Here is a 24,157-nt window from a genome sequence, read left to right on the forward strand (position 1 = left end):
CCCTGCCTGCCGGGCGTGCCCCTATAAATAAAATAACGTTCGCGAAAGAGGCAGGCAGGGATGCCTGCGCTCCCAGGTTACTCGCTGTGCCAGCGCGCCATATGCTCGCGGTGAGTTGATGAGAGCGCTTCGGGTTTGTAGTAGCGATCGTAGTAGTCGACATCGAGATGCGCTGCCTGAAAGCCCAGTATCGTGCGGAACGGGGCAACGAAGCCGGGGAACCGCCCATACCGATCGTATACATACTCGCAGTAGGCAATCGTCGCTTCGATACCTTCTTCGCTTGACCCGGGAGTGGCGGCCTGGACGCCTGCCGGGTCGCGCCACTCGCTGAGCCCAATCTTTCCGCGAAAGGTTCCTTCCGGGCCGAACTTTTCCGCGACAACCGCCATGACGGCGTCGCGCATCGTCGCGAAATACGGCGGACAGTGTCCCCGCAGCAGCACCTGTTCACCCGACTCCAGCCCGAGCGGGAATGGGATCGGTAGATCGCGGCGGAGCAGAGTTGCCTCGATCGTGAACAGATGGCCTTCACCGAAGTATCGACTGGTGGGCATCTGTCCCATTCGAAAGCCGAGTGCCTGGAACCAGCCAAATTCGTGAACCGCATAATTTGGGAAGCCGCCGATTCCCATTGCCTGCGCCATCAACGCCATGTTCTGGTGCATCATGCCCTGCTCGATCGCAACCAGTTCGGCAACCCCAATCTCCATGCGTTGTATGGTTAGAACCTCGTGAGCCGCGGGATCGTCGTTCAAGTGCCCGCCTTTACTTCGAGCGAATCGCTCCAGTCCCGCCGACTTGAAGTTTGCGCGTTCGTCCAGGATGTAAGCGCCGGTGTCGGGACTCAAGATGTTCAGCAGCCCGTTGATGTAAATAAAAGAGAGGTCGTTTATGGGAACGTAATAACTGGTACCCGGCTTGTAGACCGACCAGTGATTGCAATTCAGGTTGTACATTGGATCGATGGGAGGCGCCGCGCGGCCGTCTTTTATCTTTACCCGGGTTCTCTTGTAGAACTCGGTGAGGTTTCCTTTTCGGGCCGCCTCGACCAGGTCTCTCGCTTCGTCGTAAGTCAGGTCCTGCGGCCGCTTGAAGTAGTAGGTTCCCGTATCGTTGCTCACGATGATCGCGACCGCTTGCGCGCCGTCCCCACTGGAGACCGCCCGAGCGATCAAGTGAGTCATGATGTCGCCGCCCTGTCCGGGAGCGAAGGCGAGATCGGCGAGCGCATAGCCCGTGACCCCGCAAGCCGCAAAGGCCAGCAGGGCCTCCTCGTCGTCGGTGAGGGGCATTGGATCGCGCTTGCTCTCAAAGGCCAACGCGCCTTCCATCTTCATTCCCAACCCAAACCGCCGCGATCGCCGATCTCGCAAGGCGTCCAACAGCGAGTAGCTTGCCAGGTCATTCACAGGAATAGTCATTGTGTCCTCCGTTGAATCAAGGAACTCGTTTGTCCATTTCGTTGTAGTCATCACACGCCCGGGTCCCTGCGCCGATCAATCCGCGCTCGCCGTTTTTTCGAGTTCGCTCAAAAGTGCGCGTGCGGTCCTCAGATCCGATGTATCGAACCCTTCTCGAAACCAGCTTAGAAGATCAGCCAATATCTCGCGAGCACGGCCGCGCTCGCCTTGTTTCGCCATAAGACGACTGAGACTGATCGTGGCGCGGAGTTCGTGCGACTTTGCACCCCGTTCCCGCGCGATACTGATAGCCCTGAGAAAACTTGCTTCTGCACCATCGCCGCCCGGGTTTTCGGCATTCGGCGGTGAGGTGCTATCGACCTGCCTGCCCGTGTCAACGAATTCCACCAGGAGGTCGCCCATGGCACGGTAAAGCTCGGCTTCGAAGAAGCGCTCGCCGGTTCGGTCAGCTCTTGCCAGGGCTTCGGCTACGACCTTCAATCCCTCCTCGACGTGCCCCGCTTCGCGATACACGTCGGCCATCGAGACCTGGTATCCGGTCCACGACATCTCAGCGCCCATGGCGGATAGCACCTGAAAATGCCGCCGCATCTCTTCGATTCCTTCTTCGAATCTTCCCTGTAACGCAATCGCCCAACCTCGATGAATCGCGGCATAAGCGAGGTTCAACGGAAAGCCGTATTCAGTCGAGATCGCCATCGCTTCCTCCGCAATCTCCTGAGCTCGGTGCGGCAATCGAAGTTCGAAGTAGAGCTGCGGGATTGTCAGCAACGCCGAAGCCGACGTAAACGGGTGTGCCTTACGCCGGGCTGTCTCGACGCATTTCTCCGTGAGGGTTGCCGCCTGATCCGGATATCCGGCTACCCACACCAGCCAGGCAAGACGCGATTGAGCGACCATCGCCGCATCATTGCCGTAGGCGTAAGCGTCGTCGAGAAACTGTTGTGGATCAGCGAGTGTCAGTAACCGTTCGTAGTTTTCACGCGCTTGCCGGTGGTCCCCCATGTAGTCTGACGTAAAGCCCCGGGCGAAGTGCGCGCGACTCAACAAGCGCGGCTGCTCCGCGATCTGGGCGAGTTTCATAAGACGGTCCGCCAGATCGCTCGCCGTTTGAAAGTCCGCTCGGATCACATAAACGGTCCAGAGCCCATACAGCACTCTGAACACCTTCGGGCTTTCACCAAACTGGTGACAGAGTTGCCGGGCCCGGCTGAAGGCGTGCTCGACTTCCGGCGCGGCAAACCCCTTTATCGGCGGAAGGGTGACGCCGAGTGTCATCTGACCGTCGAGTTCTCGCTGGTCGCGCTCCGGCCCTTCGGGCAGCTTGAGAATCAGGTCGACGCCGCGCCGCGACAAAGCGGCTGCCTCTTGATAGGCAAAGACGCTAAGGGCGTGTTTCGCGGCGCTCATGAAGTAGGCTGAAGCGCGATCGAAGTCCCGCGCCGATTCAAAGAGCAGCGCAAGTTCAGACGCCACCTCGGAGGCTTTTTTGTCACCGTAGAAGCTCAGCAGCGCCTGCGCAACCGCCGCGCTCAGCGACGCCTTGCGTGTGGGTTTCAGCGATCCATAAAGCGCATTCTGATAGAGAGCGTGTACGAAGCGATAGCGCAGCGTCAGCGTCCGATCCGGGAACTCTTGCTCGCCGGTGAGCTTCACAAACGCGTGTGTCCGCTCCAGGATCTCCAGCCGTTCCTCCACGTCGGCCGAATCGGCGCCGAGCGCTTTCGATAGGACCGCCGAGTCGAACTCGTAGCCTTGCACGCTGGCGCAGACCAGCAACTTGCGATCTTCCTCCTCCAGTTGGTCGAGCTTACGTTCGATCATGCTTCGAACCGACTCGGGTAAGTCATGGGCCAGATCGGGCGCCGATTGCGCCAGGATCCACTTGCCTTCTTGCTTCCTGATGACTCCCCGGTCGCGCAGATATCTCAGCAGATCGACCATGAACAACGGGCTGCCCTCGGTCTTTTCATATATCAGCTCGACGAACTCGCCCGGGAAATCGTGTCCGGGAAACTCGAGCGATAGAAAACTCCTGATGTGCTCCGAGTCGAGTAGTCCGAGAGGGATTTCGTGACAGAGCCCCCGGCCTTGCAGATCGAGCTTCACCAGCAGGAACGGATGTTTGCTTAGCAGCATCTCCGATGACCGATAGGTGATCAGAATCAGCAGCCGCATTCCGTCGAGCCTGGTTGCGATGTAGGCGAGCAGATCCACGGTTGAGAGATCGGCCCATTGAAGGTCGTCAAAGAAGAGAATCAACGGACGCTGCTGTGACAGTTCACCGAACAGGGAGCCGAGTTGCCGCTTCATCTGTTGCTGAGTCGCGTTTCTTACTTCATCGTTGAGCCGATCCGAGGTGCTTTCAGTCAGTTGAGGCGCCACCTGGATGTACCAGGTCGGTGCTATCGCCGCCATTAGTCGAGCGCCGGCTCCGCTGCCTTCTCCGCGCAACAGGCTCTCGAGAGCCTCGAGAAACGGCAGGTAAGCTTCGGCGCCGGCCATGCGCTCCGAGCAGCGGCCGCGCGCGATGCCGGAACGTGCGCCGCTGGCCGTCAACTCCGCGAGAAAGTCTTCGACTAGAGTTGTCTTGCCGATCCCCGGCTCGCCCGCGATACAAATCATCGACCCGTGCCCCGCTGCCGCCGCCGCAAATCCATCTTGTAGTCTCCCGCGTTCTGCTTCGCGGCCGACGGTTAATCGCCGCGGAGTTGTGGGAGCCGCCGCTACTGAAAGGATTGTGGATGAGGGGAGAATGGAGGTGACGTGCTCTTCCAATTCCGCGCTTCGATCCAACTGGGCCAGAGCCGCTTCAACCTCGACTGCGCTGGGCCGGTTGCGCCAGTCCTTCTCCAGCATTTGAAGGATGAGTCTGTCGAGACTCGCCGGGATTTCGGGGTTGAGGAGCGACGGGGAAACAACCGGCTCGGCCACTATTGCGTGCAGAAAGCCGATCACCGAATCGGCCTTGAATGGATGCCTGGTGGTCGCCAGTTCGTAAAGGACGATCCCTAAGGAGAACACGTCGGTTGCTACCTCTAAAGGTTCCGCGCGAGCCTGCTCCGGTGACACGTAGGCCGCCGTGCCGATGAACGCGCCGGGGCTGGTCGCGAACGCCGTCTGAGCCGATGAGATATTGCCGTCAGGCGAAGCGAGCCTCGCCAGGCCGAAGTCGAGCACCTTCACATAGCCGTCATCGCGTACCATCACGTTCTCAGGCTTGATGTCGCGGTGAATGATACCGGCGGCGTGCGCGACGGCCAGCGCCCTGGAGACCTGCCTCCCGATTGCGGCCAGTGAGCTCAGAGAAGCTCTTTGATTCACAATCGCGCGCAGCGTGCGGCCCTCGATGTACTCCATGACTATGAAGCGGCCTGCTTCATCGTCGCCAATATCGTAGACGGTTATGATGTTCGGGTGGTTTAGCGCGGACGCGGCTCGGGCTTCCAGCATGAAGCGGCGCAGCCTGTCTTCATCGGAGCATAGCGCGGTGGGGAGAAACTTGAGCGCGACCTTGCGCGCGAGCCTCAAGTCCTCGGCAAGGAAAACTTCACCCATTCCACCGGCACCGAGTTTTTCAAGGATGCGATAGTGCGAGATAGTCCGGGTGATCATTCGACGATGCTCGCGTTGCCGCCTGAAATACCAGAGCCTTCGTTTCAGGAGCCGGCGTTGTGCGCGAAATAGGTGTGAGTCTGCTTGTCCGTGCCTCTTCTACCTCCGGCAGTCGAGGTTTGTCAAACGGTTTCATATTTGATTCCGGCGCGACCGCGGAATCAGAATCCGATTGTCGCGATTCGGCGCGACGAAGTCGGAACACGCAAGACCGGTTAGGTTAGATTGATTTCTGTGAAGCTATTGAGCACCCGAAGTAACCTTAACGCTTATCCGGTGGCCCAGGCGATTGATCGGCGGGTCGAAAGGTTGGTTACAAATTCAAATGCCGGAGCTTGCTTCGTCATCATATGCAGCCGATCGCCGGTTGCTTCCGCCTGGCGAAAGGTCGAGCGATTCGATCACTTCTTCGATTATGTCGCGTGTGATCACTTCGGCTCCGGCGGCGTAGCCGTACAAGAGGGCGTTGTCACAAATGTTGTTTACTATGCGCGGGATGCCTTGCGAGACATTGCCGATCAAACCGATAGCGCCGCTATCAAACAGGTTCACGTTGGTTGCGCCGGCTTGCTTCAAGCGGAAGCGGATGTACTTGTTGATTTCGAACACGCTGAGCGGCTTGATCTGGCAGCGCAGCGAAACCCGTTGTTTTAGCTGGCGAAGCGCCGGGCGGTTGAGCGAATCCTGCAACTCGGGCTGCCCTGACAGTATCACCTGCAACAGCTTTTCGCTGTTCGTCTCGAAGTTCAACAGCAAACGTATTTCTTCGAGCAGCGCCGTCGGCAAGCCGTGCGCCTCATCGACGATCAGCACCGTGCGCTGACCCTTCGAATGACGCAACGCGAGGAAGTGTCCGAGCGCCGCGAGCAACTCGGGCTTTGAAGCGGTCTTGTTCAGACCAAGCTCAAACTCATCAGCCAACTGCTCAAAGAATTCCGACGCGGTAAGAAAGGGATTGAAAATGTACACGCACAACACTTCGTCACTGAACTGCTGAAGCGCTGCGCGCAACGTGGTCGTCTTGCCGGTGCCCACTTCGCCGACCACGACGACGAGCCCTTTGTTGTGCTCGATCGCGTAGCGGACCGTCGCGAGCATTTCAAGGTGGCTCTCGGTCTTGAATATGTATCTGGGGTCCGGCGTCAGCCCGAAGGGCATTTCCTTCAGACCGTAGAACTCAAGGTACATCGGTCAGCTCCTCATTCGTCAGCTCGCGTTCGTAGTCCCGCCTTCAGGCGGAAGCTCGTAGCTAAAGGGTGTCGTCAGATTCAAACTTCCGCCTGAAGGCGGGACTACGAACGAAAGATTCCCCCAACTGTCGTTGTGGTATTTCAGAGCGCTCCTTGTTGGGTACGCCCATTAGTTCTTAGAGCTACTGATCGCATCATCGAGCGCCGCCTGTAACGCAGCCGCGCTGGCGAAGCGCTTGGCCGGTTCTCGGTCTAACAGCTTCATAACCACATTCGAAACCGCCTCGGGCACATCCGGCGAAATCAAGTGGGGCGGTGATGGCCTGAAGCTCACCTGCCTTCGACTCACGTAGGCCGCGTCATTCGAGTCGAACGGCGTCCGGTCGGTCAGCATCTCGTAAAGCAACGCGCCAAGCGAATACAGATCGCTGCGATGATCTACCGTCGCTCTCCGCGTTAGCTCCGGGCTCGCGTATTGAACACGCGGTCCTTTCCACCTTTCCGAACCCGCGTTTGCTTCTACTCCGAAGTCCGCAATCGTCACCCAGCCATCGGGTTCGACGAGCACGCATTCGGGCTGCAGCCGCAAATGCAACACGCCCATCATGTGCGCGTGATCAAGCGCGCTGGCGATCTGATCGGCGATTTGCGCAGCTTGAGTTGCATCGAGCCAGCCGTTCCGATCGAGTAAGTCGCCGAGCGTTCGGGCGTCTTGCTTGTGCTCGACGACGCAGAAATCAACGCCGTGCGCGTGTTCGGCATTGGTGTTAGCCAAAATGTTCATGTGCGCCAGCTTCGACGCGGCTTGAGCCTCGAGGTAGAACAACTCTCGCGCTCGGGCGTGGCCGGCCGCGTGGGTTGAAAGGACCTTGAGCTGCACAGTCCCGCCGCGCAGGTCGCGCGCCAGATAGCGTTCGACCTCAGAATCCGATTCAAGCGTTTTCAAAACGGTGAAGCTGTTCGCAAGCGCTCGCCGAACACGCTCGATGTCCGGTTCAGCGACAGGCGCGGCAGCCGCGGCAACCGGACGCTGCGCCGTTACCGCGTCCCGGCGTCTGTCTCCAATACTGATGACCCTTGCATTCATAGCAGACTAAGGTCCGTGCTGCCTCACCAGCAGATGCCCTGATACTGCTTCCGTGTGTCCGGCACATCAAACAGCCGGACCAGATCGATGATCAAGCGTCCATTGTTCAGCTTTTCAGCAAGCACGCGAAACTCGTCTTCTTTCTTTCCGATGATGATGATCTCGGCCTGTTCGATCACCGCCCCCAGGTCAGAATTCATCAGCGAAGAAATGTGCGGAATCTCGCGCTCGATGTACTGTTTGTTGGCGCCGAACAACCTGGCAAGCTCGACATCGCGATCGTAGATCGTCAGCTTCAGACCCTTGCCTATCAACGTTTCGATAAGCGTCACCATGGGGCTTTCGCGCAGGTCGTCCGTGCCCGCCTTAAAGCTCAGCCCTAACACACCGACGTTCTTGCGCCCGCTTCGCAGCACCGTATCGACCGCCCGATCGATCTGCTGGCGGTTGCTCAACAGGATCGAGTTGAGCATCGGGGCTTCTACGTCCAGCTCTTTCGCCTTGTAAGTTATCGCGCGGAGGTCTTTTGGCAGACACGATCCGCCGAACGCAAACCCCGGCTTGAGATAATAAGGTGACAGGTTGAGCTTGGTGTCTTTGCAGAAGACATCCATCACAACGTGGCTGTCCACTCCGAGCGCTTTCGAGATGTTGCCGATCTCGTTGGCGAAAGTGACTTTCAACGCGTGAAAACTATTGCACGCGTACTTGACCATCTCGGCCTCTTTGATTCCCACGTTGACCAGCGGAGCTTCGATGCTTGCGTAAAGCCGCTGCAAGGGAAGAAGCGATTCTTCATCGTCGGCGCCGATCAACGTAAACGGCGGATGGCTGAAGTCATAAATCGAGGTGCCCTCGCGTAAGAACTCCGGGTTGACCGCGACGCCGAAGTCGCGCCCGGCGCGCTTGCCAGAGAAAACTTCGAGCGTGGGAATGACGACCTGCTCGATCGTGCCCGGCAGCATCGTGCTGCGCATTGCGACGATGTGATAGCGGCCCTTCTCGGCGAGCGCTTCGCCGATCTGCTGACACGCTCTCTTGATGTAGCTCAGATCGAGGCTGCCATTGTGATTGCCGGGCGTGCCTATGCACACAAGCGAGACGTCCGAGTTGGCGACCGCTTCGTTGGCGTCGCTTGTAGCGCGAAGCTTCCCCTGCTTCACCGCCCGGGCGATCAACTCTTCGATTCCCGGCTCGACTATTGGGCTTCGGCCGCCGTTGATGATGTCGACCTTCAGCGGGTTCACGTCGACGCCGATGACTTCATCGCCGTTGTTGGCGAAGCAGGCGGCCGAAACGCACCCGACATAACCCAGACCAAATATGCTTAGTTTCATTTCAAACCTTTGGGAGCGCAGTCATCCCTGCCTGCCTGGCCTTTGCGCCGGAAGAAGCAGCGCGGGAAGAAGCAGGCAGGGATGCCTGCGCTCCCAGGCTTACTCGCGCCAAAACCTCTTCAAAGCGTTCCGTGATCACCTTCCAATCATAGCGCGCCGCCTGCTCGGCTGCAGCGTTCTCGATGCTACCGCGCAACTGTTCGTTCTTCAACAGAGCGATCATCGAGTCGGCAAACTTCTCCGAGGAATCGGCAATCAAGATGTCGCTGCCGTCATTCACGTCCAGCCCCTCGGCTCCAATCGACGTCGATACCGTAGCTTTGCCCATCGCCATCGCTTCGTAGATTTTCAAACGCGTTCCGCCGCCGACACGCAACGGGACGATATTAACCGTTGCTTCTCGATAGTGTTCGATCACCGACGCGACTGTGCCGGTCACTTCAATCGAGTCGCTCGCGAGCTTAAGGACTCGCGGAGGAGGATTTCGCCCGACGATTCTGAATCGCGCGCCGGGCACTGCCCGTTTCACCGCAGGCCAGATCTCGCGGCAGAAATAATCCACGGCATCGATGTTTGCTTCCCAGTCCATCGACCCAGCAAAGACCACAAGCGATCTGGGAGCGCAGGCATCCCTGCCTGCTTCTTCCCGCGCAGACGCCAAGCAGGCAGGGATGCCTGCGCTCCCAGGCGCTGGCTCGTTTGGCTTCGCCTGTTCCGTGACCTCTCGCCCGGCCCGATACTGCTGCAAGTCTACTCCTGTGGGAACCACGCTTATCCGGGAGACGCCGGTCATCGTGCTCATAAGCTCGCGGTCGTTGTCCGACACGGCGATCACGTGATGAAACCTGCCAACTGCCGCGCGTTCGTAACGAAGCATCTTAGCCGCCTCCAGCTTAAAGATCATTCGCTTGAAAAAATCAGGTTCGTAACGAGCCTGCCGCTGCCAGAGCGACGACTCGACGTTATGCTGAAACAGAACGGTCGGTGTTTCAAGCGCGCTTGGAAAGTTGAGCGAGGCCGCCAGAAAATCACACACCGCCACGTCAAAGCGGTTTGCTGCCAGCAACGCCGCGATCTTGCTTTGCACCTTACGCGAGGTGAATTTAGTGACCGCGTAGGGTGCCTTTGAACGAAGCCGGCGTAGATAGTCGAAGCCGCTCGCGAGCATGTTCGAGTCCGATCCTCCGGTGTGAACAGCCATTGCGCCCGGCAAGTGCTCTTCGATCTCTTTCTCGTAAGCCTCGTCGCGCGGCCCGCCATAGTAAGACAGCAACGTGACATCATTTCTCGCCTGGAGCCGGCGAAGAATGTTGTACGACCGGATCTTCCCGCCGGTGTCTACCGGGAGCAGCTTGCCCGCTTTGACCCAAAGAATTCTCATATCTGCCTAAACAATCGCGCTTGCGGTCGCCAACTGGCGCGCGACCCCAGTCTCGGAGCTGACCGGCTCGCCATCGAAGAAACGCCGTTGCCAGATTTCGAAGTTGATCAGCGCCCATAGCCTCTCGGTATGGTTTTCGCCCGCCCGGTGTTGCGCAACCAGCTCACGAACGAAGTCGGCGTTGAATATCGCTCTTTCGAGCGACCGCGGATTCAGCAAGTACTCATCGACCACGTGGCTGAATGGGCCGCGAAGCCACTTGCCGACGGGAACCGGAAAGCCCATCTTGCGGCGAGTCAAAATCTCCTTCGGCAACAGATCGCGCATCGCCTTCCGCAGAATATATTTCGGGGTCAAGCCTCGAAGCTTCATATTCACCGGCAACGCGGCGGCGAACTCGACCAGCTTGTGATCGAGAAAAGGCACGCGGCTTTCGATTGAAGCGGCCATGCTCATCTGGTCTTGCTTCATCAACAGCTCGTGCAAGTAAGTCTTGAGATCGGCGGCGAGCAACTGATCGAGCAACGAGTCTGAATCCGCGGTTCCAACCAGGTCCAGCGATGTACGATACGGATCGCTTTGAGTCATCTGTTCGCGCGCTTCGCCGGTGAAAAGACGCCGCTGCATCGCTCGTGAAAAGACCGAGAAGTTGTCGAAGTAGATGTCTTCAATCTCGGGCTGAAGACAAAAGAAAGTGCGCGAGAGCTTTTGCCGAACGCGCGATGTGCCGTTCAGTTTCAGAATCGCTCGCTCGATCGCGCGCCGCACTGAAGCAGGCATCGTGGTTTGATAAGCTCGGCCGAGCGCCAGGTTGAAAACAGTCTTGCGATACTTGTCGTATCCTGCCAGCAGCTCGTCGCTTCCCTCGCCGGTCAGCACTACCTTGACGTGGCGGCTCGCCAGCTTCGAGACGAAATAAAGCGGGACGCTCGAGGGATGGGCGATCGGCTCGTCTTCCTGATAGACCAGCGCGGGCAGCGCGTCAAAGAATTGCTGCGGGCTGACGATGACTTCGTGATGATCGGCGCCGAACGCGCGCGCCACCGTCCGCGCGTATTCGAGCTCGTTGGCTTCGCGCTCGTCGAAGGCTACCGAGAAAGTCTTGATCGGTTCGGCGACCATCTCGCTCATCACGGCGACGATGGCGCTCGAATCGATCCCTCCCGAAAGGAACACGCCAAGCGGCACATCAGCCATTAATCGCAGCCGTACGGACTCGCGAAACAGATCTTCAAACTGGTCGATGTATTGGCCGTCGCTGAGGGGCTCATCGGGTTTTGCGAAGCTTACATCCCAGTAGCGCTCGATTCGAATTTGCCCGTCGCTCCATACCAGGATGTGTCCTGGAAGCAATCGCTTCACGCCGCGAAACAGAGTGTCTTCGCCGGAGGTGGAACGGTTGGCGGCGTAATCTGCCAACGCATCGTAGTTGAGTTCGGCTCTCACCGCGCGCGCCTCTATAAGAGCTTTGATCTCCGACGCGAAGCAGATTACGCCATCATCAGAAAGCGTGTAATACAGCGGCTTGATTCCAAGCCGGTCGCGCGCCAACACGAGCCGGCGCCGCGGCGCGTCCCATATCGCGAATGCGAACATCCCGCGAAGCTGCTCGACCGCGCGCGGGCCGCGTTCTTCGTATAAGTGAATTATCGTTTCGGTGTCGCTGGCGGTTTGGTAAACGTGCCCGCGTTCCTCGAGCGCCGGGCGCAGCTCGCGATGGTTGTACACCTCGCCGTTGTAAGTTATCCAGACCTTGCCGTCCTCGTTAGGCATCGGCTGGTGACCGCCGGCCAGATCGACGATGGAAAGCCGCCGATGTCCGAGCCCAACAGCTCCATCGACGAACACTCCGGCATCATCAGGTCCGCGATGCGTGAGGCTATCGCGCATGCGAACCAGCGCCGCCGCGTCAACCGAGCGGTTCAGCTTTTCCGGAATTGCGATGCCGCAGATGCCACACATCCAGACTTATTCCTCTCCTAAAAGCTTCCAGACTGAGCCTTCGACGGCGAACCGGGCCGCCCGGGAGCCTGATGCTAAATCGAAGCTGAGATTGTTGACCACGACTTTGGTCTGGGGGTTGTAGAAGGATAAGTCAAAACGGCTGGCGCCGTGAATAGTAATCTCAATCTGGCCTCGATTTATTTGAAGGGCGCACCATCTAAAGGTACTGGGCGAATCGAGGGCCAAGCACTCCAGTTCGAATCTGCTTCCGTTTATCAAGCAGCCGCGCGTGAAAGTTCCGGCGACGAATCGCGCCCACCCCATCGAGCCGGACGTCGTTATCAAGCCGTGTCTGATCGGTGTCGCTTGCTCACCCATCAAAATGACATCGAGCAAGTCGCCGGCACGGATCGAATACACGCCGTAGGAACGGTCCTCCAGGGTGATCACGTCCTGCCGAGTGACACGCGTTTCTTCGATGACCGGCGGTGCTTGATGAGCGCCGGCGGAGGAAGCTATAACGCTGACGAGCTCGTGAACCCTTTCGCCTTCAGATTCGAACAGCGCCACAGGCGCGGGTTCGCGTTGACCGTAGCCTCGTGACACCCATCCGTCTGCGATTTGTGTCTTCTGCTCGCTCTGACCAAACACGCTGATTGACAGCGCGTTCCCGGAAGCGTCCAAAGCCTTCACGTTGTTGTCGCCGGCAATAACAGAGCTACCCGGCGCTATGTGATATCGCAAAGCGTAGCGATGGCGTTGGCGAGCGTCGAACTGATCGCGCACAAAAAGCAGCGGAGAATACTCGGAGCTCTGCTTCAAAAAGAAGAGCGACCTGGTATGTGTGACCGGGTCATCGAGCCGCTCATAGCCATCGTGGGAGCCCTCGAAATAATCAAACGCGCTGTCGGAGATGAACTCATTCGCGTTAGATCGAGCGATGTGCTCCCATCCAAAAGGTCCGGCTGGAACCGACTGCGGCTGGTCGTCGACGGTCGCGGTATTGTGTGCTTCGCTTGAGCGGAACTGATCGCGCAGGCTCGCATCACCCGTGTAGGTGAAGGTCCCCGGGTCCACCAGCCAGGTTTTTCCGTCTAAGGCGTACTCGAATGCGAGCGCATCCGCATGCCCGTGAGCGCCGGTAGATGAACCGTGAGGTCCACAATCCGCGAGCACGTAGCTGGACTGCTTGGACCACCCGTCTCGCATAACGTAACAGCCGCCATCGTCAAACGCGCGACTGTTATCGAGTGGGGCGCTCGCTTCGATCTGATCGTAGCAAGAGAGTGCGTCCGGGCCGCCGAGCCATAGCGTCTCGATCGCCGCATCGCCGGCGACGAACTTCCAGTCGCCCCTACCCAGCAACGCCGCGCCCGTCGCAAGCGTGTCGCGAAAATCATCGGCCGGGCGGGCGTTCAGCGAGAGCAGCCGCCCTCCATCGTCATCGCCATAGCGCGTCGATGTGCCGTCGGGTCTGCCGATCCACATCAGGTGATCAAGAGCCAGCGCGAGCCGGTCTTCCACTTCGCGCGGCAGCTTCACGTTGGCCGCGCGAGCAAGCAAGAGAAGATGCGTGTAGAAGTCCACGGTGTAGCGGTGATAGTAAGATGACTGCTCGAAGTAGACTCCGTCGGGACGGATGTGCTCTGGTAGTTGATTCAACAATACGCCGAGGCCGGTAACAGACCAGCGCTTCGCGCGCGCCAGTTCAGGCAGCGCCGCCCCCAGATAGAACAACCCGAGCGCCTCGCCGGTCAGGTGCGTGTTGGGGCTGAAGTAGTGTGAGAGATACGACTCGATGTGACGGCCCTGGGCGATCAGATATTTGAAGAAGCGCGAAACGAACTTTGAAACCAGGCGATCCGAATCGGCGCATAAATGCAGCGCCCAAAGCCAGGCGATCACTCGAAACGAAAGCTCGAGACTGCTCGCCCAATTGATGCCGATCTTCGGCGGGTTGGCGTCCATCCACGACGACGCCTGCGAAACGAATGCTTCAACGAAACGCTCATCGCCGGTCAGCCAGTATGCCTGCCCGAGCGTGACAAAGTGCGCGTGCCGGTTTAGTTCCCAGGTAACCTTCTTATCGCCTGCGATATTTGGGTCCAGATAGTCGATCTTGCTCCAATGAGTGAGTGGCGTTCGCTTGCCGGTCGTTGGATCGAGATGCCAATCGATCGGATCGCCAAAGCTCAGATCAGTGAAGCCGAGCAGATCGAAGCGGCCGCGAATTGCCCGCTCCGCGCGTTCGAGGATCGCTTGCCGTTCATTTGGGAAGCGCTGCTTAATTATTGCGGAAGTCTCGTCGCGGCGAGCAAGCGAAGCGAAGAACGGAAGCGGGGTTGTCGAGTGAGAAGCCGATGTGGTCGAAGAACGGATGCGATCGAGAATGAGCATCGCCGAGCCTTCGCCGTTTCCGTTGCGCGACGCGGGATCGATCTCGCGAAGCAGCGCTTCGTCGGCCATCTCCACGGTGCCCGCGCGAAGGAGGCGCTCGTTCAGTTTGGCGAGTTCCTGCCGGCTGCGAACACCTATCTCGTGAAGGCTCTTTCCGCGGAGCTTCTTCAATTGTGCGATAGTAGAGGCCATTGGGGAATTGGTCCTTCTCGCGGCGCCCATCGACAGACTCGGCGTTCATGTATCTAAAATGTCTATTTGAGGGATTTCCCCAGAAGCGAGGCCGGCGGATATGACCCTTTTGGGTATTGCGCCAACGTTGGTGGTCGGAGGGGACCATTAAGGCCAATCCCAACGGGATTGCATCTCATAGCCCAAGGTTGTCGTACTCGGCTACCTTGGGACGCCGGATCGCGACGGGTCCCAACCCCAAAGGGGTTGCGCCTCTCGCGCCAAGGAAGATGAACAACGAAACGTGCCGGTGCTGTGTAAACTGCTACCTAGGCCGCAACCCCTTCGAGGTTGCCACCAACAACCGACTCGGCGCGGCACCGTCACCCAGGGTAGCCGAGTACAGCAACCCTGGGCTGAGAGATGCAACCCCGTCGGGGTTGCTCCACCAACTGCTTAGCTGGGGTTCTTACTGCAACCTCCCACGAGGGCGATGATCTTCAGTCTGTGAGGTGTCAAACTCGGGACTTACTTCTTAAACACGAATTGGCTACAACCGAGCCCCACGCCTCCGCATTGCATGCGAGCCAGCGCAAAGCCGCGCGCTCGGTAAAAGTCGAAGAGCTCTTCGGGCTTGGCGACTTCATACGGATAGCCGCCTACCCAGTCGACGATGTCCCGCCAGCGGCTCATACCTCGCTCCGGGCGCGGCTCGGTCCACGAGCGAACGTACTCTCGGATCTTAAAACTCACGAGTGCGCGAAGCGCTGATTTCGTCTCACTCGGCGCCGAGACCACAAGAATGAACGGGAGCCTCAAAATCCTGGGCAGATTGTTATAGGTTCGTTTTATCCATTTCCAGCGCGCGCTCTGGCTGCCTGTATCGTTGTAGATCGCGATGAACAGCTTGCCGCCTTCCGCGACCGGCAATCGAGCGTTATCAAGCGCCCGCCACATCTGGCCGGTGTGGTGCAGCACCCCCCAGGAGTAAACGACGTCGAACGTTCCGAGCGACTTCAGATAATCCACATCCAGCGCGGAACCCTCCTCAACCTTCCAGCTCAGGTCGCCGGCGAAATAGCGCCGCCTCAGCTCAGCCGTGCAAGCTACAGAGTACGGATCATAGTCGAAGGAATGCACTCGCGCTCCCAGGCGTCGCGCGGCGAGGCTGTACAGACCGCTGCCCGAGCCGATATCCAGGAAGCTCTTGCCGTTCAGGTCTTCGACTTCGAGCCAATTCTTGAGCGAGCTCGCGGCCCTAGCGATTCTGTCTTCGTCGACGAGCGTCAGAAATCGAGCCCAGTTTTTTCCGAACTCGAACCTCTCGCCTGAAGCGACTTCACGTTCGTGCAATCTCATCCCCGATTCGATTTGTGCTTCAACCATCATATCCTCGCTGTTCCTCCCTCTCTTCCGCCTCGCTGGACTTTAGTCCAATTCTGCACGCCGGCTTAACCGCGGGCCGAACGCGCCCAACCAATCCCATCATTAATGAGAATAGAAAGTCCGAATCGGCCACGTTTTACAATTGGCGAATCCCACCCATGGCAGCGACTGTGTAAAAACCCCCAACTTGAAGTTGGGGGTTCGCCCTCCTAACGGAGTGCGGCCTGGCGCAGCCTCCCGTTCCATAAACATGGCCCTTCTACCGGAGGGCGATCCCCCAACTGAAGCTGGAGGTTTTGACACAGTCTTTGCCGTCGGTTGGATTAGCGAAGCCCATCTGTTCTAAAATCACGATCTCGTCTCTTTCACCAATTCCTGATAAAGCTCAAACACAGCTTCGAGGTTCTGCTCATCGGCAGGGCCACAACTTTGCCGCTCGCTGCTGTTTGTCAGTCGTCGTTCAATAGCTCCGCGAAGCGCGTTAATGCCCGACGCCGGAATCAAATCAACCCCGCTTGGGCGCATCTGGTTGTCGGTCGCAATCACCGGCACTCCGATGTGCAAGGCCTCGCGCACGGAGATCGAATCGCCATCGTAAAGCGTCGTGCGCAGGAATAGATCGCTTTCGGCAATCACCCGCAGCGTCTCTCGATGTGGAACGTCTCCGGGCAGCAATATGTGTTGAGCATATGGCTTGCCGCTGATTTGCGTTCGCAGATCAGCTTCGAGGCTGCCTGAGCCGATGATCACCAGACCGGCCTTTGGAAATCGCTCGCGTACCGCGCCGAGAGCTTCGATTTGAAGCGAAAGATCATACTCAGGCTCCAGCAATCCAACAGTCGTGAGCAAGGGCGTGTGAGATTCGAAGAAGCGCTGCAACCGAGGCGAAAGCGACTCGGCCGGTTCGATGGATAGCGCGTGAGGTTGTATCAGGCGAATCCTATCGGGTCTCACGCCGAGCCTCTTGAATAAGTCCACGAGCTGCTGATTGACTCCAATAACTCTATCGAACCGGCGGAATACGAAACCGCGCAGTGTGCGGCGATGAGCGCCGCGGCCTTCGCCGGAAACCGGATAGCCGCCGGAATGAAATGTCAGGACGACCTTGCGCCAAGGGATCAAGGTGCAGATAAATCCAAGCGCCAGCAATCGCGCAGTAAGCGTGCCGCCGAAGTGCAGGTGAACGACGTCATAGCGCAGCCGCAACAGAAGCTTCACGACCTCGAGCCCGCTCTTGGGGTAATAGACTTCATCGGCATCGGGCTGACGATTGCGTGTCACGTTGATGACGGCGCAAGAAATCCCTCGCCGGCGAAGATACTCGCGAATCGCCACCAGGTGGGTTTGAACGCCGCCGTGAGGAGGCGGATATGGTCCGATTTCAAGAATCCGCATTGCAGTCAGTTCATCCGATAGTTTCGTCCGGATCAATCGCGCACGGGCGCCTGGTTCGCGCAGACTCGAGCATGCGCAGACAGCCAATGGTGGCGCGCGCCCCGTCGCGCGCCGTCACTTCAGGCGTCGTGCCTTTGCGAATTGAGGTTAGGAAAGATTCGAGTTGAGCGCGATAGCCTTTATCCGCAAACAGGCGCGAGCGTTTACGTTGGAGACCGGTCTGAATTTTCAGGCGCTTGAAGTCTTCGACCACGACGCCGGCCCCCTGCGCAAAGGCTTCCACGCGCTCGCCCGCGGAAGCGCGGCTCCCGACGGTGCAATAAGTGAGGTTGCCGATGGAGCCGTCCTCGAAACGAAAGCTTGCAACAAGATTGTTCTCGCCAATCGGCTCCTTCTTGCCGGTCGGAAGCGAATAAGCAGAAACCGCGACCGGTTCAGAATCGAGCAGCCAGTAAAGCAGGTCGACGAAGTGGCACGCTTCGCCCAGGATAGCTCCGCCCGTTGCCGGGTCGGCCATCCAATAGTCGCCGCTGATGCCCGGCGAATTGATGCGGCAATTCAGCACCGCCGGCCCCGAGCGAAGAGCGAGCTGCTTTTTCATCTCGACGTAGAAAGGAGCGAAGCGGCGATTGAATCCAACCGTGAGATGCTTTCCAGTTTCTTTGACTGCGCGGCAAATATCGCGACACTCTTCTTCGGTCAGCGCCATCGGCTTTTCGACGAAGACGTGTTTGCCTGCGCGGAGCGCGGCAAGAGACTGCGCGCCGTGATACTGGTTGCGGCTCGCAATCATCACCACGTCAATCTCGGGATCGCTGAGAATCTCTTCGTAGTCAGAACAGCAGTAAGCCGCGCCGAACCTGAGAGCGTAGGTTTTTCCCCGCGCGCCGCTCGTCGAGCAGACTGCCCGCAAAGTGGCGCCCGGAGCCTTTTTCAGGTTGGGCAGATGATCCCATCGCGCGATATTGCCGGCGCCAACCAGCGCGACTTGCACTTCAGACAGGACAGCCGATTGCGCCGCAACCTGAACTTTCCTTCGCGGCCTGAAAGCCGCTGCCGGTTCATCGGATTCAGCCTCCCGGTAGCGCAACAACACCGCGAGGCTGTTGGAAGATGGATTGAGGATTGTTTGATAAGCCGCGGCCGACTGATCCAGGTCGAACTGATGAGTGATGAGCGGCTCAAGCTCCACGCGGCCCAAAGCGATGAGCCGCAGAAACTCTTCCATGTTCCGGTTCTCAGTCCAGCGCACGTAAGCGAACGGGTAATCGCGCGCCTGCTTTTCATAATCCGAGTCGTAGCTGCCCGGCCCGTATGCGCGTGACATGAACAGTTGAATCTCTTTCAGATACATTTCATACCAGGGGAGATTCAGCTCCACGGCGCCGACTATCACCAGTCGGCCGCGATCGCGACAAAGCTCCAGGGCCAGCCGGGCGGGAGCCGCTGACTTTGCGGCCGCGGCGACTATCACGCAATCCGCTCCGCGGCCCGATGTGAGTGCGCGCACTTCCTGCGCGGTCGAGTTGCCGCCGGCCAGCGCATAATCCGCGCCAAGTCTTCGCGCGAGCTCGACGCGATCAGCTTTGAGATCGAGGGCGATGACCGCGCCGCCTTGAAGCCTCACCAGTTGGGCGACAAGCTGCCCGACGAGCCCGAGACCGATCACCGCAACCGTATCGCCGACGCCGATGTTCGCGGTGCGCACGGCGTTTAGCGCGATGCTGCCCAGAGTCGTGAAGCAGGCGTGTTCGAAGCCAACCGAGTCGGCCATTTTCGCCACGAGATTTCGCCCGGCCAGGATTGTTTCGCCGTGCCCGGTGCCCTCGCCGCCGTACGCCACGCGGTCGCCAATCTCCAGATCGGTGACCGTCGGATGTTTGTCTACAATAACGCCCGCGCCTGAGTATCCGAGCACGGCGTACTCGCTAAACTTTGCTTTGACTTCCGTGACGGTGCGCACAGGGCCTACCGCTTTCATCACGTCGCGAATCTTTCGCAAGTGTGACGGATTGTCGGCGACTTCCTTCAAGACGCCGTCCTGATGAATGCTGGCCGTCTCGGTTCCGCTGCTGATGAGCGAGTAGTGGGGACGAACGAGTACGTGATGCGGCACGACCATTGGGTCGGGGACTTCGTCAACGACTATTTCTTTGAATCCTTTTCGCAGAACCTGTTTCATCTCGTCTTTATCAAGCGCAACCTGCGCTAGTCCTCCGTCAATTCTTCATAGAGATTCTCGACAGCTTCGACCATTCTCTCGATGCTGAACCTGTCCCTCACAAACTCAAAACCACGCGCGGCAAGGCGCCGGCTCGTCTCTTCATTCGCCAGCGCGAAAGTGATTCGTTCGGCAAGCGCGCCTGCATTGGCAGGCGGAACCAGATAGCCGGTCTGGCCATCGACGATCAACTCTTTCGTTCCGCCGACGGCTGTCGCTACAACCGGCACGCCCGCGGCCATCGCTTCCATGACGGCGTTGGGCAGCCCTTCGTGCAAAGATGCAAGGGCCATCAGATCGAACGAAGCCGTGAGCCGCGACACGTCGCTTCGATCGCCGAGCAGGTGCACGTGCTCCCTGATGCCAAGCTGCGCAATGTGATTCTCAATTTCGCCGCGGAGCGGGCCGTCGCCGGCTAAAATGAAGTGAGCCGAGGGCTCTTTCGTGAGCACGCTTGCCGCGGCTTCGATGAAGTAGCGATGGCCTTTGACCGGCTGAAGCCTTGCGATCATTCCGACAAGCTTCGCATTCCTATCAAGCCCAAGCTCGCGGCACAGCGCGTCATGAGTTTCGCGGCGCGCGAAAGGCGAAGCCGCGGCCGATTCGCTTGATGATAGCGAGCTTATTCCGTTCTTGATGACAACGATCTTGCCGGCGGGCGCGCCGTCGTTCGAGATGATGTAATCGCGTATCGCTTCGGAGTTGACCAGTATCCGATGAGCGAGCAGGTGAATGATGCGCTGACCCCAGCGGTGACTTCTGCGATCCGAGAGTTTCAAGTGCCTTTGGCAGGCAACGACCCTCACGCCCGCGAGCCGCGCTGCGGACGCCCCAATCAATCCGCCATAGAAGTCATGCGCGTGCAGAATGTCTACCTGCGCGCTCTTCATTAATTTGCGCAGCCGCCAGAGCTGCTTCACCGCGTTTCGGTTGTAGAAGCTGGTGAGCGGGAATTCGCGCACCTCGGGGAACCGCGCCGCTATTTCTTCGTAGAACGGTCCTTCATTTCGCAGCGCGGCGAGACGCACATCGTAGCGCTCAGAGTCGAGTCGCTTGAGAAGCTCGACGGCCTGCCGCTCGGTGCCACCGATCTCGAAGCTGGTAATCAGGTGAAGCACGCGCGGCCGCCGGCGGACGGACACGCTCGATCGCAGGTCGCGTTGAGCGGCTGCTGTTTCGGTTATTGCCACGCTCATCGCCCGGCCCCCTCACTCACGGTCTCGCTGTTTACGGCCAGGGAAGCAAGCCCAATTCGTTTTGCGCCTTCAAAGTTGGGATCGGGGCAGCGATCGATGAAAGCGCGGTGCCAGAGCTCCAGAGTCAGTAGCCCCCATAGGTGCGTCGAGTTGTCGCGGCGGCCCCGGCGATGTTCATCCAGGATTTCCTCGACCGCCTTTTGATTGAAGTAGCCGCGCTGCAGAGTCCGGCGATCGGTCAGCGTGTCGTAGAGCAGCTCGCGAAGCTCGTTGTTGAACCACCTCTTGATTGGGACGCCGAAACCCTGTTTCTGGCGGTTGATGATTTCATCGGGAATCAGACCACGAACGGCCTCCTTCAAGATGTGCTTGCCCACGGACCCGCGCAGCTTTAGCGACGCGGGTATGGTTTGAACGAACTCGATCAGCTTGTGATCGAGCAACGGCTCACGCGCCTCGATAGAGTGAGCCATGCTCATTCGATCGACCTTGGTCAGTATGTCGCCCGGAAGGTAGGTCTTGCTGTCGAGATACAGCAAATGGTCGAGCCGCTCCGAGGAATTGGGCACGGCGAGCAGCCGCTTGAATGCGTCAGCGGAGTCGCGCCCCGCAAGCCACCGCCGCACGTCGAGCGAAAGCAGATTTCGCTTCGCGTCTTCGTCGAAGTAAGAGACGCTGTCGACGTAACGCGCGTCCGAATCGAGCGAGACGTTGCGCAGGAAATTCTTGCCGTAGGTTGCTCGCGGAATCGCGCGGCTTGCCCTCAGCATGAAATTCCGCCGCAGGAAGCCCGGGATGCGCTCGAACCTTTCGCGATTGCGGTCTACCAGATAGCGATCGTAGCCGCCGAACAGCTCATCGCCGCCGTCACCCGACAGGACCACGGTTACATGCTCGCGAGCCATCTTCGACACGATGTAGGTCGGTATGCTCGAAACGTCGGCGAACGGTTCGTCGTGGTGCCAGATGATTTCCTCGACGATGTTGCACACGTCGGGGGTGACGATGAACTCGTGATGCTCGGTGTTGAAATGACGAGCCGTCATCCGCGCGTAATGAAGCTCGTCGAAGCTGGATTCGGTGAAGCCGATTGAAAACGTCTTCACCGGTCTGTCCATCTCGCGTGCCATCATCGCGACAACGGTGCTCGAATCGATGCCGCCCGATAGGAATGCGCCAAGCGGAACATCGCTTATCAGCCGCAATCTGACGGACTCGGCGATCAACTCGCGGATCCGCTCGGTGTAGTAGCTCTCTTCGCGAACCGGTCCAAACTCGCCGTTCTGAGGGTACTGAAAATCCCAATAGCATCGCGTGCTCAAGCGCCCGTCCTTGAAAGTCAGCGTGTGGCCGGGCAGGAGCTTGAATATGCCGCGGAACGCGCTCGCCGGGTCCGGCACATAGCCGAACGTCAGGAAGTCCGAGATCGCTTCCAGATTCACCTCGCGAGTCACATCGGGGTGTTGAAGAATCGATTTGATTTCGGAGGCGAAGACCAGGGTTTCGCCAGCCAGGCAGTAGTGCAGCGGCTTAACGCCGACCCGATCGCGGGCTATGAAAAGCTTGCGCTCACGATTATCCCAGATGGCGAACGCGAACATCCCGCGAAGCCGCTCGACGCAGCGTTCGCCTTCGTCTTCGTAGAGGTGAACGATCGCTTCAGTATCTGTGTTGGTTCGAAACGTGTGTCCGCGGCGAATAAGATCTTCGCGAAGCTCCTTGAAGTTGTAGATCTCGCCGTTGAATACGATCCATATCGAGCCGTCTTCGTTCGAGATTGGCTGGCGGCCGGTGAACAGATCTATGATCGACAGCCGGCGCATTCCCATCGCCATCCCGCCGTCAACCAGAAAGCCTTCGTCGTCCGGGCCGCGATGCTCGATCACATGGCACATCTGTTGGATGACCCCGCGCCGCTGGTCGGGGCTCATCGTGCCTTCAGGTCCGAACATTCCTGCGATACCACACATAAGACTCAGTCCTAGCTGTTCACCCCCGGCCGCTTCCACAGCAGTCCCGGTGTCGTGACCGGCTCTTCTGTCTGGTGGTAAGCCTCGTTGTCGTCATCGGCCCCTTCAAAACTGTGGAGCCTCTTGAGCGACACCGCGTACGCTACCGGGTAATACAGAAACCACTGATATTGAGCGGATGAAAAGACCGCACAAACCAAGAACCCAATGATTGACGCCTGCACCCCGGCGCTTAAGAAGTGAAGCTCCCGCCTTCGGAAGTTAGTTGCTCGGGATGTTTCGCGTTCGATTTGTTTCAACCGTTTTAGCGGCGCGAAAATCAAAATCAAATATGCAATGAGTCCGGCCACGCCCAGCTCGGCAGAAAGTTCAAGGAAAGAGTTGTGCGCCCTGATGGCGTGGTTGGAATAGACAGGATAATTGGCCAGGCCGATGCCGATGATTGTATGACGCGACGCGACATACAATACACGCATCAACTCTCCCTGGCGTTCCTGCGCTGAGCCAGTCGTGTCCTTGTCCGAGTGGAGGATCGTGAACAACCTGTCCGTATAGCCGACCGGCATCGACAGCGCGAGGACGCCACACGCGGCTAGCACGGCGATTGCAGTTGTGAATTTGTTATGGCGGCCAAGCTTCCACAGCAGGACGCCTCCGGCCGCTGCCAGCCCCAAAAAGCCGCCGCGCGAAAAACTGACCACTACTCCCATCACCAGCAGCAAGCTGCATCCCAGATAGAACACTCGACCGGCGGGCTTGCTGGTCAGCGCGAGCACGATTGCCAGCGGCAGAAGAAGGTCCAACGACATTGCAAGATCATTGGGATTCCCGAAGATGCCGCCAACGGTTCCTTCCACCCTGACGCCTATACCTTGGATCGTCGAGGTGAACTTGCCCTGCGCGAATTTCACGATGGTTCCGGCCGCGATTCCCGCGCCGCAGATCACCACCAGCTTCAAGATCAAACGCAACCGCTCTCTCGAGTCGACCAGGTTGATCATCAGCACAAAGATCACCACCACCTTGAAGAATGTGTCGGAAAGCATTTCGATACTGGCGTCCGGCGACGCCGCCACCGGCGTCAGAACAATTCCGATGAGCACGATCAAGCCGAGCATCGACATCTCGATCGGCCAGATCGTCAGGCGTTCGCCTGCGCTTAGCTTTCCGCCGATGTAAACAACCAGCGTGAGAATGGCGACGATCTTCGTGAAGGCAAACGTGCCGAACACCTCAGGGAACAGCTCGTTGGGCCGCACGTATAACAGAAGCGTAAACAGGAACAAACCGGCGAAGGCCAATGGATGCGAGACGGCTCTGACCGCGGGTTTATCATCAGCGGCGGCGGCGGCGTCGGCGGCCGGGCGTGCTTTCAGAAGCACACTCTCGGCGTGTTGATGAAACAGCGCACCGGATTTCATTTTGTTACTGCCAGCGATCATG

The 24,157-nt window shown here is 58.7% G+C and carries 14 protein-coding genes; all 14 read right to left on the reverse strand.

Translation table 11 applies throughout. The features are described 5' to 3' along the window. Positions 1-77 precede the first annotated feature (77 nt). Positions 78-1,424 carry a hypothetical protein gene (locus AABO57_15810; protein ID MEK6287206.1) on the reverse strand — a complete coding sequence of 449 codons (1,347 nt, stop codon included), beginning with the start codon at positions 1,422-1,424 and terminating at the stop codon, positions 78-80. A 75-nt stretch (positions 1,425-1,499) separates the two neighbouring features. Further along, on the reverse strand, positions 1,500-5,039 hold the full coding sequence (locus AABO57_15815; GenBank protein MEK6287207.1) for a protein kinase: 3,540 nt from the start codon (positions 5,037-5,039) through the stop codon (positions 1,500-1,502). A gap of 321 nt (positions 5,040-5,360) precedes the next feature. Next, positions 5,361-6,227: an AAA family ATPase gene (locus tag AABO57_15820; protein ID MEK6287208.1), complete on the reverse strand. Its 867-nt coding sequence runs from the start codon at positions 6,225-6,227 to the stop codon at positions 5,361-5,363. 171 nt (positions 6,228-6,398) lie between these two features. Next, entirely contained in the window at positions 6,399-7,316 is a 918-nt protein-coding gene (locus AABO57_15825; GenBank protein MEK6287209.1) for a serine/threonine-protein kinase, read from the reverse strand. A gap of 23 nt (positions 7,317-7,339) precedes the next feature. Further along, positions 7,340-8,653: a UDP-glucose/GDP-mannose dehydrogenase family protein gene (locus AABO57_15830; GenBank protein ID MEK6287210.1), complete on the reverse strand. Its 1,314-nt coding sequence runs from the start codon at positions 8,651-8,653 to the stop codon at positions 7,340-7,342. A 1-nt stretch (position 8,654) separates the two neighbouring features. Continuing rightward, a complete protein-coding gene (locus AABO57_15835) occupies positions 8,655-10,034 on the reverse strand; it encodes a glycosyltransferase family 4 protein (GenBank protein ID MEK6287211.1) in 1,380 nt (459 codons plus the stop codon). 6 nt (positions 10,035-10,040) lie between these two features. Beyond that, positions 10,041-11,996 carry an asparagine synthase (glutamine-hydrolyzing) gene (gene asnB, locus AABO57_15840; GenBank protein ID MEK6287212.1) on the reverse strand — a complete coding sequence of 652 codons (1,956 nt, stop codon included), beginning with the start codon at positions 11,994-11,996 and terminating at the stop codon, positions 10,041-10,043. 6 nt (positions 11,997-12,002) lie between these two features. Further along, positions 12,003-14,567 carry an alginate lyase family protein gene (locus tag AABO57_15845; protein MEK6287213.1) on the reverse strand — a complete coding sequence of 855 codons (2,565 nt, stop codon included), beginning with the start codon at positions 14,565-14,567 and terminating at the stop codon, positions 12,003-12,005. 507 nt (positions 14,568-15,074) lie between these two features. Beyond that, a complete protein-coding gene (locus tag AABO57_15850; protein MEK6287214.1) occupies positions 15,075-15,935 on the reverse strand; it encodes a class I SAM-dependent methyltransferase in 861 nt (286 codons plus the stop codon). A 345-nt stretch (positions 15,936-16,280) separates the two neighbouring features. Beyond that, complete coding sequence (locus AABO57_15855) at positions 16,281-17,327, reverse strand: glycosyltransferase family 4 protein (GenBank protein MEK6287215.1); 1,047 nt, start codon at positions 17,325-17,327, stop codon at positions 16,281-16,283. Between the two features lie 10 nt (positions 17,328-17,337). Beyond that, positions 17,338-19,509: a bi-domain-containing oxidoreductase gene (locus tag AABO57_15860; protein MEK6287216.1), complete on the reverse strand. Its 2,172-nt coding sequence runs from the start codon at positions 19,507-19,509 to the stop codon at positions 17,338-17,340. Between the two features lie 26 nt (positions 19,510-19,535). Continuing rightward, a complete protein-coding gene (locus AABO57_15865; GenBank protein MEK6287217.1) occupies positions 19,536-20,744 on the reverse strand; it encodes a glycosyltransferase in 1,209 nt (402 codons plus the stop codon). Beyond that, the gene (asnB, locus tag AABO57_15870; GenBank protein MEK6287218.1) at positions 20,741-22,714 is read right to left on the reverse strand and encodes an asparagine synthase (glutamine-hydrolyzing); all 1,974 of its coding nucleotides are present in this window, start codon (positions 22,712-22,714) and stop codon (positions 20,741-20,743) included. The genes AABO57_15865 and asnB (AABO57_15870) overlap by 4 nt, the downstream gene beginning before the upstream one ends. An 11-nt stretch (positions 22,715-22,725) precedes the next feature. After that, a complete protein-coding gene (locus AABO57_15875; protein MEK6287219.1) occupies positions 22,726-24,156 on the reverse strand; it encodes an O-antigen ligase family protein in 1,431 nt (476 codons plus the stop codon). Position 24,157 lies beyond the last annotated feature (1 nt).

The organism is Acidobacteriota bacterium (assembly GCA_038040445.1).
Taxonomy (GTDB): domain Bacteria; phylum Acidobacteriota; class Blastocatellia; order UBA7656; family UBA7656; genus Onstottus_A; species Onstottus_A frigus.